Below are 15308 nucleotides of genomic sequence, written 5' to 3'. Positions count from 1 at the left end.
CCGCGGCAATATTTATTAACCACTCTGGTCGAGATATTGCCCATGCTACGTATCGCTAAAGAAGCTCTGACGTTTGACGACGTTCTCCTCGTTCCTGCTCATTCTACCGTTCTGCCGAATACCGCTGACCTCAGCACCCAGCTGACGAAAACTATTCGTCTGAATATCCCTATGCTCTCTGCAGCAATGGATACCGTAACGGAAGCGCGCCTGGCTATCGCTCTGGCTCAGGAAGGCGGTATCGGCTTTATCCACAAAAACATGTCTATTGAGCGCCAGGCTGAAGAAGTTCGCCGCGTGAAAAAACACGAATCTGGCGTGGTGACAGATCCGCAGACCGTTCTGCCAACCACCACTTTGCGTGAAGTGAAAGAACTGACCGAGCGTAACGGCTTTGCTGGCTATCCGGTTGTAACCGAAGAAAACGAACTGGTCGGCATCATCACCGGTCGTGACGTGCGTTTTGTTACAGATCTGAACCAGCCGGTTAGCGTTTACATGACGCCGAAAGAGCGTCTGGTGACCGTCCGTGAAGGTGAAGCCCGCGAAGTTGTGCTGGCTAAAATGCACGAAAAACGTGTTGAGAAGGCGCTGGTGGTTGATGATGAATTCCACCTGATCGGCATGATCACCGTGAAAGACTTTCAGAAAGCAGAACGTAAACCGAACGCCTGTAAAGATGAACAAGGTCGTCTGCGTGTTGGTGCTGCGGTTGGCGCAGGTGCGGGTAACGAAGAGCGTGTTGATGCGCTGGTTGCCGCAGGCGTTGACGTTCTGCTGATCGACTCATCTCACGGTCACTCTGAAGGCGTTCTGCAACGTATCCGTGAAACCCGTGCGAAATACCCGGATCTGCAAATCATCGGCGGCAACGTCGCAACCGCCGCTGGCGCTCGCGCTCTGGCAGAAGCGGGCTGCAGCGCAGTTAAAGTCGGTATCGGCCCAGGTTCTATTTGTACGACGCGTATCGTGACTGGTGTCGGTGTTCCGCAAATCACCGCTGTTGCTGACGCCGTAGAAGCGCTGGAAGGCACTGGTATTCCGGTTATCGCTGACGGCGGTATCCGCTTCTCTGGCGATATCGCCAAAGCTATCGCTGCTGGCGCAAGCGCGGTGATGGTGGGTTCTATGCTGGCAGGTACGGAAGAATCCCCGGGTGAAATCGAGCTCTACCAGGGCCGTTCTTACAAATCTTACCGTGGAATGGGTTCTCTGGGCGCGATGTCCAAAGGGTCTTCTGACCGTTACTTCCAGAGCGACAACGCTGCCGACAAACTGGTGCCGGAAGGTATTGAAGGTCGCGTAGCTTACAAAGGTCGCCTGAAAGAGATCATCCATCAGCAGATGGGCGGCCTGCGCTCCTGTATGGGGCTGACTGGCTGTGGTACTATCGACGAACTGCGTACTAAAGCGGAGTTTGTACGTATCAGCGGTGCGGGCATTCAGGAAAGCCACGTCCATGACGTGACCATCACTAAAGAGTCCCCGAACTACCGTCTGGGCTCCTGATTCTCTTCGCCCGACTTCATGTCGGGCGATTTATATTATCTGTTTCACTTGCCTCGGAATAAGCGTCAATGACGGAAAACATTCATAAGCATCGCATCCTCATTCTGGACTTCGGTTCTCAGTACACCCAACTGGTCGCGCGCCGCGTGCGTGAGCTGGGCGTTTACTGCGAACTGTGGGCGTGGGATGTGACAGAAGCACAAATTCGTGACTTCAACCCAAGCGGCATCATTCTTTCCGGCGGCCCGGAAAGCACCACCGAAGAAAACAGCCCGCGCGCACCGCAGTATGTCTTTGAAGCTGGCGTACCGGTATTCGGCGTTTGCTATGGCATGCAGACGATGGCAATGCAGTTGGGCGGCCACGTTGAAGCCTCCAACGAACGTGAGTTTGGCTATGCGCAGGTTGAAGTCGTAAACGACAGCGCACTGGTTCGCGGTATCGAAGATGCGCTGACTGCGGACGGTAAACCACTGCTGGATGTCTGGATGAGCCACGGTGATAAAGTTACCGCTATCCCGTCCGATTTCGTGACCGTCGCCAGCACTGAAAACTGCCCGTTTGCCATTATGGCGAACGAAGAAAAACGCTTCTACGGCGTGCAGTTCCACCCGGAAGTGACTCACACCCGCCAGGGGATGCGTATGCTGGAGCGTTTTGTTCTGGATATCTGCCAGTGTGAAGCGCTGTGGACGCCAGCGAAAATTATCGACGACGCTGTAGCCCGCATTCGCGAGCAGGTGGGCGACGATAAAGTGATCCTCGGCCTTTCTGGCGGCGTGGATTCCTCCGTTACCGCCATGCTGCTGCATCGCGCTATCGGTAAAAATCTGACCTGCGTGTTCGTTGATAACGGCCTGCTGCGCCTTAACGAAGCGGAACAGGTGATGGACATGTTTGGCGATCGCTTTGGCCTGAACATTATTCACGTTCCGGCAGAAGATCGTTTCCTGTCAGCGCTGGCAGGTGAACACGATCCAGAAGCGAAACGTAAAATCATCGGTCGCGTTTTCGTTGAAGTGTTCGATGAAGAAGCCCTGAAAGTGGAAGATGTGAAGTGGCTGGCACAGGGCACAATCTACCCTGACGTAATCGAATCTGCCGCGTCTGCGACTGGTAAAGCGCACGTCATCAAATCCCACCACAACGTGGGCGGCCTGCCGAAAGAGATGAAGATGGGCCTGGTTGAACCGCTGAAAGAGCTGTTTAAAGATGAAGTGCGTAAAATTGGTCTGGAGCTGGGCCTGCCGTACGACATGCTGTACCGCCACCCGTTCCCGGGACCGGGCCTCGGCGTGCGTGTACTGGGCGAAGTGAAGAAAGAGTACTGTGACCTGCTGCGCCGTGCTGATGCCATCTTCATTGAAGAACTGCGTAAAGCGGACTTGTACGATAAAGTCAGCCAGGCGTTCACCGTCTTCCTGCCGGTACGTTCTGTAGGCGTAATGGGCGATGGACGTAAATACGACTGGGTTGTCTCCCTGCGTGCTGTTGAAACCATCGACTTTATGACCGCTCACTGGGCACACCTGCCGTACGATTTCCTCGGTCGCGTTTCTAACCGCATCATCAACGAAGTGAACGGTATTTCTCGCGTGGTGTATGACATCAGCGGTAAGCCGCCAGCTACGATTGAGTGGGAATAAATCCGACAACGAATTGCAACATTTTCTTGTCGAGTAGAGCTGCCGTATATTTGAGTCACAAAACCCTCCGTTCTCTGGAGGGTTTCTTGTATATAAAAAAGCCCATAATCCTTACGAATCATGGGCTTTATGGTAGAGAAAGCAATTAGTTAAACCAGCTATCAGATTTATTTTCTTCTGCTTTGCCGGCACTTTTCATCAAATCGCGTCCGCCTTCCGACATATTGCGGTTCGCATCGGCTTCTGACTGAACAACATCAGTATGCGCAGCCTGACGCTTAAGCTCCTGATCGATGTACTCGTTTTCCCTTTTTACTCGCGCTTCTTCTTTCGCCAGTGCCAGTTTTTGCTTCTGGATTTCTAAACTGCGCAACTCATCTTCATAACCTTGATCACGCTGTTTATCTTTGGTGGCTTCAGCATCCAACTTGTCCTGACGAGCTTGTCGTGCTGCCGCAGCAGCTGCGGCTTTCTTATTCGCTGCTGCCTGCGCATTTGCGCGTCGTTGCCTTTCTTGTTGGACTTCTCTGTTGCGCTCCGCTACCCATTCATCATGCTCTTTTTTCTCTTCATTTTTGCCCTGCTGTTCAGCTTCTGCAACTGCGGAGAGCTGATCCTGTAATGAAGAGGCAAAGGTTGTGTTGCTTAGCGTAGCCAGAATTGCGCACAGCAGTATTTTCTTCATGACCCCCCCTGATGATTATTTTTTCTCAGGGCATGTCGCGTTTGGCTGAATGCGGGTTTCATTGTAAGCAGTGGAGATAACAACTGCTAAACCAGTAGTGAATTGGCACTGTTTGCCAACCTGGGTTGAGGTATAAACTTTTTTCCCGTCTTTATAGGTTAAAGACACACCTTCAACTAAAGTTTTATCACTTACCATGGAGCCTGCTGCCGCACCTGCCGCACCGCCTCCGACTGCACCAGCCGTGGTATTCAGGCTGCTGCCGGAACCTACGTTATGGCCCACAACACCACCTGCCACAGCACCAAGAACAGCGCCAAAAGTCTGTGCTGCTTGTTTATTTTTTGTATTATCTACCGCTACTTTTGCTGGTAGCACGGAAATAATATTAACTGTTTTGGTCTCTTGTTTTGAGTTCAGCTGATCTGTTTGATAAACATCAGCAGCATGATCATCAGCATTGGATTGACAGCCAGCGAGAGTGAAAGAAGCCAAAATAGCTACAGGTAAGAAACATTTTTTAAAGTTCATCACTAATCCTTGTTAATCGCATTGTAAAAAACATGATTATTTAAAATCATCATCCAACAAAAGTAAATCTATTGATGGTGGAGTAAAGAATTAAATTTTTTATTATAATTAAAGTGAATGCGTGATGAGGAAATATTAATTAAATATATATGAAATATAAATGATAACTACCATCTTATATATGATGGTATATATTCTAGAATGTTTTTCCGGGATATTGAAAAATTGCGCAGCAATACGCCTTCTGATTCCTGTAAGCCAGAAAGAGACAAAAGACATCAAACAACCTGAAGCTGTTTTACTGTTGGGGCAATGTTCGACGTTCCCGCTAACGTTGTACCGGTGACTCGACAGAGAGCGTGGATTGTTGAGCTTCTTTTTTGCTCTGATGATGCTGCCAGGCGCCGACGGAGGAGTAGATAAAGCGGCCAAAGAAGAAGATAAAGCTGATGAGCAGTACGATTCGGGTCATGCGACTGTTAAATCGGTGTCGTTTTCGCATACTGGTTGCCTGACTCACAAAAGGTTCCTTAAGCTATGTCCAACTTCGTGGACGGTACTTACATTAAGGCACATCATAGCAAAATGGTCAATTCTTCATTATGTAAAAAAGAGTCAGTGGATACATGTTTTAATGTTATAGAAGTTAATTTAATTATTTACAGTGATGATGTAATAATGATGAATTAACATGATAAGCGTAATAATTCATTAATCAGGATAGAATTGTTTGATATATATCAATTGGTACTTTCATATGACAACTAGAATCGTGGCTCAAATAGTGACGAATTATCACTCTTAGAAGTCAGGTGGGATGCCTGTCTGAATATACCCCCTTCAGGATGTGGGGAATTCTGCTGAGCATCTATGAAACTGAATGCAACTTATATAAAAATACGCGATAAATGGTGGGGGCTGCCGCTAATCCTGCCTTCTTTGATTTTGCCTGTTTTCGCCCATATAAATACGTATGCGCATATTTCTTCTGGCGAAGTTTTTCTCTTTTATCTGCCTTTAGCACTGATGATCAGCATGATGATGTTTTTCAGTTGGGCAGCCATACCCGGTATCGCGTTAGGGATTTTTGTTCGCAAGTATACGGAACTTGGTTTTTATGAAACTCTCTCGTTAACGATTAATTTTATTATTATTATCATTCTTTGCTGGGGAGGTTACAGAGTCTTTACTCCCCGGCGTAACAACGTTTCACACGGCGATGCCCGTTTACTTTCCCGGCGCGTTTTTTGGCAGATTATTTTCCCCGCAACGTTGTTTCTGGTGCTTTTCCAGTTCGCGGCGTTCGTAGGGCTATTACCCAGTCGGGAAAATCTGGTGGGGGTTATGCCCTTTAATCTGGGGACATTAATCAATTACCAGGCCCTGCTGGTGGGGAATCTTATCGGCGTTCCTCTGTGCTATTTTATTATTCGGTCCGTGCGAAATCCTTTTTATTTACGTAGTTATTATTCTCAATTAAAACAGCAGGTTGACAGTAAAGTTAGCAAAAAAGAATTTGTGCTCTGGGGGCTCATACTCACAGCGTTGTTAATGTTGTTGTGTATGCCATTGAATGAAAAAAGTACAATCTTTAGCACTAATTATACGTTGTCGTTATTGCTGCCGCTGATGATGTGGGGAGCGATGCGCTATGGCTATAAGTTGATTTCGCTTCTTTGGGCGGTGGTACTGATAATCAGTATTCATAGTTATCAGAATTACATTCCCTTTTATCACGGATATACTACTCAACTGACCATAACCTCTTCCAGTTATCTGGTGTTCTCCTTTATCGTCAATTATATGGCTGTTCTGGCTACCCGTCAGAGAGTGGTTAGCAGGCGCATTCAGAGACTTGCATATGTGGACCCGGTTGTCCATCTGCCGAATATTCGCGCCCTGAATCGAGCGTTGCGTGATGCGCCCTGGTCCGCACTATGCTATTTACGTATTCCAGGCATGGAGATGCTGGTAAAAAACTATGGCATCATGTTGCGTATTCAATACAAGCAAAAACTTTCACATTGGCTGGCGCCGTTGCTGCAACCGGGCGAAGATGTTTATCAGCTCTCAGGTAACGATCTTGCACTGCGGCTGAATACAGAATCGCATCAGGAGCGCATAACCGCGCTGGATAACCATCTGAAACAATTTCGCTTCTTTTGGGATGGTATGCCGCTGCAACCACAAATTGGCGTCAGTTATTGTTATGTACGCTCTCCTGTGAATCACATATATCTGTTGCTGGGAGAGCTAAGCACGGTTGCCGAGCTTTCTATAGTGACCAATGCTCCAGAAAATATGCAACGCCGTGGAGCAATGTATTTACAACGTGAATTAAAAGATAAAGTGGCGATGATGAATCGGCTACAACAGGCACTTGAACATGATCATTTTTGCCTGATGGCTCAGCCGATTACCGGGATGCGCGGTGATGTTTATCACGAAATTTTGTTGCGCATGAAAGGTGAGAATAATGAACTCATCAATCCTGACAATTTCTTGCCGGTCGCGCATGAATTTGGCTTATCGTCCAGTATCGATATGTGGGTCATTGAGCATACGTTGCAATTTATGGCTGAAAACAGAGAGAAGATACCAGCCCACCGCTTTGCTATTAATCTGTCACCGACCTCGGTGTGCCAGGCGCGTTTCCCTGTTGATATCGGCCGTTTGTTGGCTAAATACCAGATAGAAGCATGGCAGCTTATTTTCGAAGTTACCGAAAGCAATGCCCTGACCAATGTTAAGCAGGCGCAGATTACGTTACAGCATCTTCAGGAGTTAGGCTGCCAGATTGCAATTGATGATTTTGGCACGGGCTATGCCAGTTATGCGCGACTAAAAAATGTGAATGCCAATCTATTAAAAATTGATGGTAGTTTCATTCGCAATATTGTCTCAAATAGTCTGGATTATCAGATAGTGGCGTCGATATGCCATCTGGCGCGAATGAAGAAAATGCAAGTAGTGGCGGAATACGTTGAAAATGAAGATATTCGCCGGGCTGTACAATCTTTGGGGATTGATTACATGCAGGGTTATCTTATTGGTAAACCACAGCCATTAATTGAGTCGTTGAATGCAATTGACCCCATTAGGGAAGATGTCTGAATAATACGGGCCGGTGGTTCTCCCGGCCCGTAAAACCTCAAGCGGCTATTTCAGGTGTGTTTTCTTCTTCAATTTTCAACTGCCAGCCAGTTACACCTTCCCAGTATTCTTGCTCCTTTTCCAGATCAAGCAGTACCAGCGCATTCTGGCTAAACCAGTCATGAGGAAAACGCAGCGTCCAGTGGCTGTCATCGGTAATCAGCGTTAAAGTCGGCGGCGTGGTTGTTGCCTGACGTTGATTGTTGAGCAATACGCCGAGTCGCAGCAGCTGAATTAACGGCAGGAACTGTTTCTTCTTAAACAAGGTAAAGCGCGGCAGATCGTCGAGCTTAATTGCTTTTCGGTGATAGCGCACCAACGTTGCCATCATCAGTTGTTGTTCCTGATTAAAACCCGGCAAGTCGCTGTTTTGCAAAATATATGCAGAATGTCGATGTAAGCCGCTATGATTGATATTTAACCCAACCTCATGCAGCATGGCCGCCCAGCGTAGTAACGCTTCCAGTTGCGGATGCGCCAGCTTCGGCTGCTGTTCCCGCCACTGTTCGTACATGTGCATAGTGGTTTCCAGCACTCGCCTGGCCTGTTCGCTGTCAATATGATATTGGTTAGCGAGGCTACTGGCGGTGCGGCTACGTACATCCTGATGACGGAAACGGCCTTCCATCTCATACAGAACGCCTTCGCGTAGCGCCCCATCAGAAAGCCGGAGTTCACGAATAGCTAAGGCATCAAACACACCGCATAAAATTGCCAGCCCCGGGACAAATACGGTTCTCCGCTCTTCGGAAAGACCAGGTAAACTCAGCGATGCGAAATTACGGTGACGTAACACCTCTTTCACCAGTTTTTCGAGTCGTTCCGGGGTAATTATTCCGTCTTTCTCGCCCATCTCCATCAACACTTCATGGGCGGCTTTAATGGTGCCGGAAGCACCCATTGCGACGTTCCAGCCCTGAATACGGAATTGCCAGGTCAAGGTTTCCAGTTTTTGTGCTGCCGCCATGCGTGCACGCTGGAAATTCTCTTTATTGATAACCCCGCCTGGGAAATAGAGCTGGGCAAAGCTGACACAACCCATCCGGCGGCTTTCAACAAGGATGGGTTCAAAATTTTCGCCAATGACCAGTTCCGTGGAGCCGCCGCCAATATCAATAACCAGCTTGCGGCCTTTTTCCGGCTGAGTATGTTCCACGCCCATAAAAATCAGACGGGCTTCTTCATTACCGGAAATAATTTCAATCGGGTAGGGAATGACCTTTTCCGCACGTTTCAGAAAATCGGTGGCGTTCAGTGCCTGACGCAGCGTATGAGTCCCGACAATACAGACACTGGCGGGAGAAAAACCTTGCAGACGTTCGGCAAATAGCGACAGACAGTTTAAACCGCGCGCCATCGCCTCTTCACTCAACATATTATCCGGCCCAAGACCGTCCGCCAGATGCACTCGTTGTTTCAGGCGGCCAATAATCTGCATGGCGCCATCCACCACACGGGCAATGACCATGTGGAAACTGTTTGAACCAAGATCGACCGCAGCAAACTCCTGCGGGCGAGGGGATTTGTCGTGTATTGGCATAGGGTTATTCAGGCTGTTCGAGTGATTTGATGTAGTCGTAGATCGCCAACTGCGCCCGCACTTTGCGGCGATTACCGCGGGGAACATAGCGATTACTGAGTTCTTTATCGATATAACGTGCTTTGACTGTATCGCTGAACAAAATTTCGATGATGTCCAGTACCCGCTGCTTCAGGCGCGGATCGAGAAGCGGCGTCGCCACTTCAATACGATAATCAATATTACGCGTCATCCAGTCGGCGGAAGAGAGGTAAACTTTTTTATCGCCGCCATTTTCAAAAATATAAACCCGGTCATGTTCAAGGTAACGATCGACAATGCTGATGGCACGAATATTGTCGCTAATGCCTTCCAGATTGGGGATCAATGAACACATACCGCGAACCAGCAGATTCACCGGTACGCCGGAGCTGGAGGCCGCATACAGACGATCGACCAGCCCTTTATCTACCAGGTTATTCAGCTTCAGAGTAATACCGCAGGGCAGTCCCTGTTGAGCGTTGGCAATCTCGCGATCCACCATTTCATACAGCAGACGGCGGGAGTTTTGCGGCGACACCATTAAATAATCAAATGTCACCGGGCGGTATGGGTTTTCAATAAAGTTGAACACTCTCCGTACTTCGTTGGTGATGCGCGCATCGGCGGTCAGCAGCGAATAGTCGGTATAAAGGCGTGCGGTTTTTTCGTTAAAGTTCCCCGTCCCGATGTGTGCGTAACGCACGACTTCGCCGTTTTCTTTACGTGAGATCAAGAATAGTTTGGCGTGAATTTTCAGCCCCGGCGCGGAGAAAATCACGTGCACGCCCGCTTCAGTCAGTCGTTTTGCCCAATGAATATTGGCTTCTTCATCGAAACGCGCCTGTAACTCAACGACTACGGTGACTTTCTTACCGTTGTGCGCCGCATGGATCATCGAATCGATGATCCGAGAATCTTTCGCCACGCGGTAAATGTTAATTTTAATAGCCAGTACACTTGGGTCGAACGAAGCCTGACGCAGTAGTTCCAGTACGTGCTCAAAAGTGTGATAAGGATAATAGAGCAGAACATCGCGTTCGCGAATGGCGTCAAAACCGTTGCGAAACTGAGCTTTATCAAACCAAATGTGGCGTAAACGCGGCAGCGGCTTATTCACCAGGTTTGCTTTGCCGACGTTGGGGAAATTAATAAAGTCTTTAAAATTGTGATAACGACCGCCGGGTACGATGGAATCGTAGCGGGAAATGGTCAGTTTCTCGCGCAACACTTCAACCAGCGCATTGGGCATATCGCGTTGATAAACAAAACGTACTGGTTCTGCGGTTAAACGTTGCTTCAGGCTGGAAGACATCAGCTCCATCAGGCTGGCTTCCATCTCATGCACTAAATCGTATTCGGCGTCGCGGGTCATCTTCATCGAATAGGCATTTAGCGCATCATAATCAAAGAAACCTTTAAAAATATCATCCAGGCAATAACGCAAAATGTTATCCAGAAGGATCATAGGCTTGCGACGCCGTGGCGCTTCCGGCGGTAAATTTACAAAGCGCGGTACTTTATCTGACGGGATTTCCAGCAGCGCATAGCGGATAGTATCGCCACGGATAATTTCTACTGCCAGATAGGTGTAATCATCTTTCAGGAACTGGACTAAATCAGTGTCAGGGTTAATTAAAATCGGCGTAATGTGCTGACGTAGATACTGTTTAAAGTAATGACGCAGCCAGTTTTGCTGATTGACGGAGAGCTGGCGTTCATTGATCAGGAAAATTTGGTTACGAGCCATTTCCAGCAGCAGTTCATTGTACAGGCCGTCGAATTCCTGATCGGCTTTCAGCACCCGGGACTGAATTTTTCCCAGCAGGTGGCGGGAGTGAGAATTAGAGCCTTGTTCTTCGCTAATAATGATACGTCGCTTCAGCTCGGCGAAGCGGACTTTATAGAACTCATCAAGGTTATTGGAGTAGATCCCCAGGAAACGCATCCTTTCAATCAGCGGGTTAGATTTGTCCGCCGCTTCCTGAAGCACGCGTTCATTGAACGATAACCAACTGAGCTCTTTTTCGATGTATAGCTTTTCCTGACCCATTACCACTTTTACTCCGTTGTATTCACGGGACACTGCCTGGATATTATGGCGAGCAATATTGACAGATGTCCAACTATGCCAGAAAAGGGGGAAAAAAACTGCTGGGGCCTGCGATTTACAGATGAGATAAAGCGCCAACACTGGCGCTTTAAAAGGGGATACTACTCTTCGTCAGCGGCATAGCCCTGCGGCGGCAGACGCTGACCATCCAGCCATGCGGCGTTTTCGTTCATTTTCAGGCGACCATCGACAAACCAGCTAATCACCAGTGGGTAAATGGCGTGCTCCTGAGTTTGCACGCGGGCTGTAATTTCATCTTCCGTATCACCGGCAAAAACCGGAACTTTAGCCTGTAAAATAACCGGGCCGCCATCCAGTTCATCGGTCACGAAATGCACCGATGTACCATGTTCCTCATCGCCGTTTTCCAGTGCCTGACGATGGGTATGCAAGCCGGGATATTTCGGTAGCAGGGAGGGGTGGATATTCAGCAAACGCCCGGCATAGTGGGAAACAAATGCCGGGCTGAGAATGCGCATAAAACCGGCCAGTACCACGACATCGGGAGAGTAAACGTCGATCTCATGAATCAACTCCCGATCATAAGCTTCACGGCTGTCAAACTCGCTGGCGACAAGTGTATGTGTTGCAATACCGGCCTGGCGGGCGCGTTCAAGGCCGAACGCGTCGGCCTTATTACTGAAAACTGCCCGTAGGGTGCCTTTAATTTTGTTGGCTTTGCAGGCATCAATAATTGCCTGCAAATTACTTCCGTTGCCGGAAATAAGCACCACAATATTCATTATTCAATAACCACGCGTTGTTCGGAATCAGAAGCTTTGATGATACCGATTTTCCACGCGTTTTCACCGTTGGCATTGAGCAGGGCGAGGGCTTTGTCCACTTTCGGAGCAGGCACGGCGATAATCATCCCGACGCCGCAGTTGAAGGTGCGATACATTTCATGGCGGCTGACGTTGCCTGCTGTTTGCAGCCAGTGAAACACTGCCGGCCACTGCCAGGAGGATTCATCAATGACTGCCTGAGTGTTTTCCGGTAATACACGCGGAATATTTTCCCAGAAGCCGCCGCCGGTCAGGTGAGCAATGGCGTGCACATCAACTTTTTCGATTAGCTCCAGCACTGATTTCACATAAATGCGAGTGGGCGCCAGTAGATGATCGGCTAACGGTTTGCCGTCGAGTTCGGTGGTTTGTGGGTCGCAACCGCTGACTTCAATAATTTTGCGCACCAGAGAGTAGCCGTTCGAGTGCGGGCCGCTGGATCCGAGAGCAATCAGCACATCGCCGTCGCTAACTTTAGAACCATCGATGATTTCTGATTTTTCTACCACTCCAACACAGAAACCCGCAACGTCATAATCTTCGCCGTGATACATCCCCGGCATTTCCGCCGTTTCGCCGCCCACCAGCGCACAGCCGGATTGCAGACAACCTTCGGCGATACCGCTTATCACCGAAGAGGCGGTATCAACATCCAGTTTTCCGGTCGCGTAATAGTCGAGGAAAAAGAGCGGTTCAGCGCCTTGCACCACCAGATCGTTAACACACATAGCGACCAGATCGATACCAATGGTGTCGTGACGTTTTAAATCCATTGCCAGACGCAGCTTGGTGCCTACGCCGTCAGTGCCGGAAACCAGCACGGGTTCGCGATATTTTTGCGGCAACGCGCACAGCGCACCGAAGCCGCCCAGGCCGCCCATGACTTCCGGGCGACGCGTTTTCTTCACTACGTCTTTGATTCTTCCAACCAGAGCATTACCTGCGTCAATATCAACACCGGCATCTTTGTAGCTAAGAGAGGTTTTATCGGTCACTGCTTGGGTCCCCACGCGTTACTTGCGGTAGAAAAATAAAATTCGGCGCAATTCTAACAGGGAAAGCAAACGTTTGCGAGACTGCTTTACACAACCTTTTTTCGCTTCTTTTGACCATTCGTGTGGCGAAAGAAAACTTGCATGAAGGCAAAGAATGGTTTTCAGATGGAATAATCTTCTTTCGTAACCATTTGAATATAAAATAACTTTATCTCAAATCGTTATCATTTTGACTAAAGTCAACGAAAATAATATTGCCAGCTTAAAGAAAGGCGGTATAATCCGTCGATTTTTTTTGTGGCTGCCCCTCAAAGGAGAAAGAGTATGAAGATCGTGGAAGTCAAACACCCACTCGTCAAACACAAGCTGGGACTGATGCGTGAGCAAGACATCAGCACCAAGCGCTTTCGTGAACTCGCTTCCGAAGTGGGTAGCCTGCTGACTTACGAAGCGACCGCCGACCTCGAAACAGAAAAAGTAACCATCGAAGGCTGGAACGGCCCGGTAGAAATCGACCAGATCAAAGGTAAGAAAATTACCGTGGTGCCAATTCTGCGCGCGGGTCTGGGGATGATGGACGGCGTGCTGGAAAATGTTCCGAGCGCGCGTATCAGCGTAGTTGGTATGTATCGTAACGAAGAAACGCTGGAGCCGGTACCTTACTTCCAGAAGCTGGTGTCGAACATTGATGAGCGTATGGCGCTGATCGTCGACCCAATGCTGGCAACCGGTGGTTCCGTTATCGCGACCATTGACCTGCTGAAAAAAGCAGGTTGCAGCAGCATTAAAGTGCTGGTGCTGGTGGCTGCGCCGGAAGGTATCGCTGCGCTGGAAAAAGCGCACCCGGATGTTGAACTTTATACTGCGTCGATTGACCAGGGGCTGAACGAGCACGGATACATTATTCCGGGCCTCGGCGATGCCGGTGACAAAATCTTTGGTACGAAATAACGAATAAAAAATAATTAAAGCCGACTTTAAGAGTCGGCTTTTTTTTGAGTAAAGCGCCTATAACACAAAATATACAGAGGATAATACTATGACGCGCCGTGCTATCGGGGTGAGTGAAAGACCGCCACTTTTACAGACAATCCCGCTTAGTTTGCAGCATTTATTCGCCATGTTTGGTGCAACCGTCCTGGTGCCCGTCTTATTTCATATTAACCCGGCGACCGTACTGTTATTTAACGGTATCGGGACGCTGCTATATCTCTTCATCTGTAAAGGGAAAATCCCTGCTTATCTCGGTTCCAGCTTTGCCTTTATTTCCCCGGTATTGTTGTTGTTGCCGTTAGGTTATGAAGTCGCGCTGGGCGGTTTTATTATGTGCGGCGTGCTGTTCTGTCTGGTTTCTTTTATTGTGAAGAAAGCGGGAACCGGCTGGCTGGACGTGCTGTTTCCACCTGCGGCAATGGGGGCAATCGTTGCCGTCATTGGTCTGGAGTTGGCGGGGGTCGCGGCTGGCATGGCGGGCTTACTGCCTGCTGAAGGGCAAACGCCAGATTCCAGAACCATCATCATCTCTATTACCACTCTGGCAGTTACGGTTTTAGGTTCTGTTTTGTTCCGTGGCTTCCTGGCGATTATTCCAATTCTGATTGGCGTGCTGGTGGGTTACGCGCTCTCCTTCGCGATGGGAATTGTCGATACCACGCCGATTATTAACGCTCACTGGTTTGCTCTGCCGACCATCTATACACCTCGCTTTGAGTGGTTCGCCATTCTGACCATCCTGCCTGCGGCGTTGGTGGTTATTGCCGAACACGTCGGGCATCTGGTGGTAACGGCCAATATCGTGAAAAAAGATCTTCTGCGCGACCCTGGTTTACATCGTTCGATGTTTGCTAACGGATTGTCGACGGTCATCTCCGGCTTCTTTGGCTCCACACCAAACACCACCTACGGTGAAAACATCGGCGTTATGGCGATCACCCGCGTATACAGCACCTGGGTTATCGGCGGTGCGGCGATTTTCGCCATCCTGCTCTCTTGCGTCGGTAAACTGGCTGCCGCGATTCAGATGATCCCATTACCGGTTATGGGCGGGGTTTCGCTGCTGCTTTACGGTGTGATTGGCGCTTCAGGTATTCGTGTGCTGATTGAATCAAAAGTGGATTACAACAAAGCACAGAACCTGATCCTGACATCGGTCATTCTGATCATCGGCGTCAGCGGTGCGAAGGTAAACATTGGTGCGGCAGAGCTGAAAGGCATGGCGTTGGCAACCATCGTCGGCATTGGCTTAAGCCTGATCTTCAAACTGATTAGCATACTGCGCCCGGAAGAAGTCGTACTGGACGCAGAAGATGCAGAGATAACAGAAAAATAATGTA

At 49.0% G+C, this 15308-nt stretch carries 13 protein-coding genes; 6 read left to right on the top strand and 7 right to left on the bottom strand.

From position 1 onward, the window contains the following. Positions 1 to 42: 42 nt before the first annotated feature. Together guaB and guaA are read left to right on the top strand one after the other, a co-directional pair. On the top strand, positions 43 to 1509 hold the full coding sequence (gene guaB, locus PS053_RS07765) for an IMP dehydrogenase (protein WP_001299507.1): 1467 nt from the start codon (positions 43 to 45) through the stop codon (positions 1507 to 1509). Positions 1510 to 1577: 68 nt separating this feature from the next. Further along, positions 1578 to 3155: a glutamine-hydrolyzing GMP synthase gene (gene guaA, locus PS053_RS07760; RefSeq protein ID WP_000138272.1), complete on the top strand. Its 1578-nt coding sequence runs from the start codon at positions 1578 to 1580 to the stop codon at positions 3153 to 3155. Between the two features lie 145 nt (positions 3156 to 3300). On the opposite strand, the gene PS053_RS07755 is transcribed toward guaA, so the two are convergent. From PS053_RS07755 to PS053_RS07745, 3 genes are all read right to left on the bottom strand, one after another. After that, positions 3301 to 3840, bottom strand: a complete 540-nt coding sequence (locus PS053_RS07755) for a DUF5384 family protein (RefSeq protein ID WP_000722174.1) — start codon at positions 3838 to 3840, stop codon at positions 3301 to 3303. A 15-nt stretch (positions 3841 to 3855) separates the two neighbouring features. Beyond that, positions 3856 to 4374, bottom strand: coding sequence for an outer membrane lipoprotein (locus tag PS053_RS07750; RefSeq protein ID WP_010340856.1), 519 nt, complete (start codon positions 4372 to 4374; stop codon positions 3856 to 3858). A 325-nt stretch (positions 4375 to 4699) separates the two neighbouring features. Continuing rightward, positions 4700 to 4891: a YfgG family protein gene (locus tag PS053_RS07745; protein ID WP_000076001.1), complete on the bottom strand. Its 192-nt coding sequence runs from the start codon at positions 4889 to 4891 to the stop codon at positions 4700 to 4702. Between the two features lie 17 nt (positions 4892 to 4908). On the opposite strand from PS053_RS07745, the gene PS053_RS07740 reads away from it, so the two are divergent. Both PS053_RS07740 and PS053_RS07735 read left to right on the top strand, forming a co-directional pair. Next, a complete protein-coding gene (locus PS053_RS07740; RefSeq protein ID WP_000064561.1) occupies positions 4909 to 5061 on the top strand; it encodes a hypothetical protein in 153 nt (50 codons plus the stop codon). Positions 5062 to 5241: 180 nt separating this feature from the next. Next, positions 5242 to 7485: a bifunctional diguanylate cyclase/phosphodiesterase gene (locus tag PS053_RS07735; protein WP_000772786.1), complete on the top strand. Its 2244-nt coding sequence runs from the start codon at positions 5242 to 5244 to the stop codon at positions 7483 to 7485. 37 nt (positions 7486 to 7522) lie between these two features. Here PS053_RS07735 and ppx read toward each other — a convergent pair whose 3' ends face one another. The 4 genes from ppx to purM all read right to left on the bottom strand — a co-directional run bounded on the left by ppx (position 7523) and on the right by purM (position 12975). Then, positions 7523 to 9064 (bottom strand): exopolyphosphatase, encoded by a 1542-nt coding sequence (gene ppx, locus PS053_RS07730; RefSeq protein WP_001121346.1) that lies wholly within the window; start codon positions 9062 to 9064, stop codon positions 7523 to 7525. A 4-nt stretch (positions 9065 to 9068) separates the two neighbouring features. Then, positions 9069 to 11135 carry a polyphosphate kinase 1 gene (gene ppk1, locus PS053_RS07725; protein ID WP_000529573.1) on the bottom strand — a complete coding sequence of 689 codons (2067 nt, stop codon included), beginning with the start codon at positions 11133 to 11135 and terminating at the stop codon, positions 9069 to 9071. 161 nt (positions 11136 to 11296) lie between these two features. Beyond that, positions 11297 to 11938, bottom strand: a complete 642-nt coding sequence (purN, locus tag PS053_RS07720; RefSeq protein ID WP_001028601.1) for a phosphoribosylglycinamide formyltransferase — start codon at positions 11936 to 11938, stop codon at positions 11297 to 11299. Next, on the bottom strand, positions 11938 to 12975 hold the full coding sequence (gene purM, locus PS053_RS07715) for a phosphoribosylformylglycinamidine cyclo-ligase (protein ID WP_002461579.1): 1038 nt from the start codon (positions 12973 to 12975) through the stop codon (positions 11938 to 11940). Before purM ends, purN begins: the two co-directional genes overlap by 1 nt. A gap of 324 nt (positions 12976 to 13299) precedes the next feature. Here purM and upp point away from each other — a divergent pair, with 324 nt between their 5' ends. After that, the gene (gene upp / locus PS053_RS07710) at positions 13300 to 13926 is read left to right on the top strand and encodes a uracil phosphoribosyltransferase (RefSeq protein WP_001295473.1); all 627 of its coding nucleotides are present in this window, start codon (positions 13300 to 13302) and stop codon (positions 13924 to 13926) included. Between the two features lie 88 nt (positions 13927 to 14014). Continuing rightward, positions 14015 to 15304, top strand: a complete 1290-nt coding sequence (uraA, locus tag PS053_RS07705) for a uracil permease (protein ID WP_256879219.1) — start codon at positions 14015 to 14017, stop codon at positions 15302 to 15304. The last annotated feature ends 4 nt before the right edge of the window (positions 15305 to 15308 follow it).

Source organism: Escherichia albertii (assembly GCF_028622335.1).
Taxonomy (GTDB): Bacteria; Pseudomonadota; Gammaproteobacteria; order Enterobacterales; family Enterobacteriaceae; genus Escherichia; species Escherichia albertii.
Note: the sequence above shows the minus strand (reverse complement) of the source record. Positions and strands in the feature narration are given on the sequence as shown.

What these genes read in the sequence shown, in the direction of transcription:
- guaB (WP_001299507.1), top strand. Translation starts at nt 43, where the DNA reads ATGCTACGTATCGCTAAAGAAGCTCTGACGTTTGACGACGTTCTCCTC.
- guaA (WP_000138272.1), top strand. Translation starts at nt 1,578, where the DNA reads ATGACGGAAAACATTCATAAGCATCGCATCCTCATTCTGGACTTCGGT.
- PS053_RS07755 (WP_000722174.1), bottom strand. Translation starts at nt 3,840, where the DNA reads ATGAAGAAAATACTGCTGTGCGCAATTCTGGCTACGCTAAGCAACACA.
- PS053_RS07740 (WP_000064561.1), top strand. Translation starts at nt 4,909, where the DNA reads ATGTCCAACTTCGTGGACGGTACTTACATTAAGGCACATCATAGCAAA.
- PS053_RS07735 (WP_000772786.1), top strand. Translation starts at nt 5,242, where the DNA reads ATGAAACTGAATGCAACTTATATAAAAATACGCGATAAATGGTGGGGG.
- ppx (WP_001121346.1), bottom strand. Translation starts at nt 9,064, where the DNA reads ATGCCAATACACGACAAATCCCCTCGCCCGCAGGAGTTTGCTGCGGTC.
- ppk1 (WP_000529573.1), bottom strand. Translation starts at nt 11,135, where the DNA reads ATGGGTCAGGAAAAGCTATACATCGAAAAAGAGCTCAGTTGGTTATCG.
- purN (WP_001028601.1), bottom strand. Translation starts at nt 11,938, where the DNA reads ATGAATATTGTGGTGCTTATTTCCGGCAACGGAAGTAATTTGCAGGCA.
- upp (WP_001295473.1), top strand. Translation starts at nt 13,300, where the DNA reads ATGAAGATCGTGGAAGTCAAACACCCACTCGTCAAACACAAGCTGGGA.
- uraA (WP_256879219.1), top strand. Translation starts at nt 14,015, where the DNA reads ATGACGCGCCGTGCTATCGGGGTGAGTGAAAGACCGCCACTTTTACAG.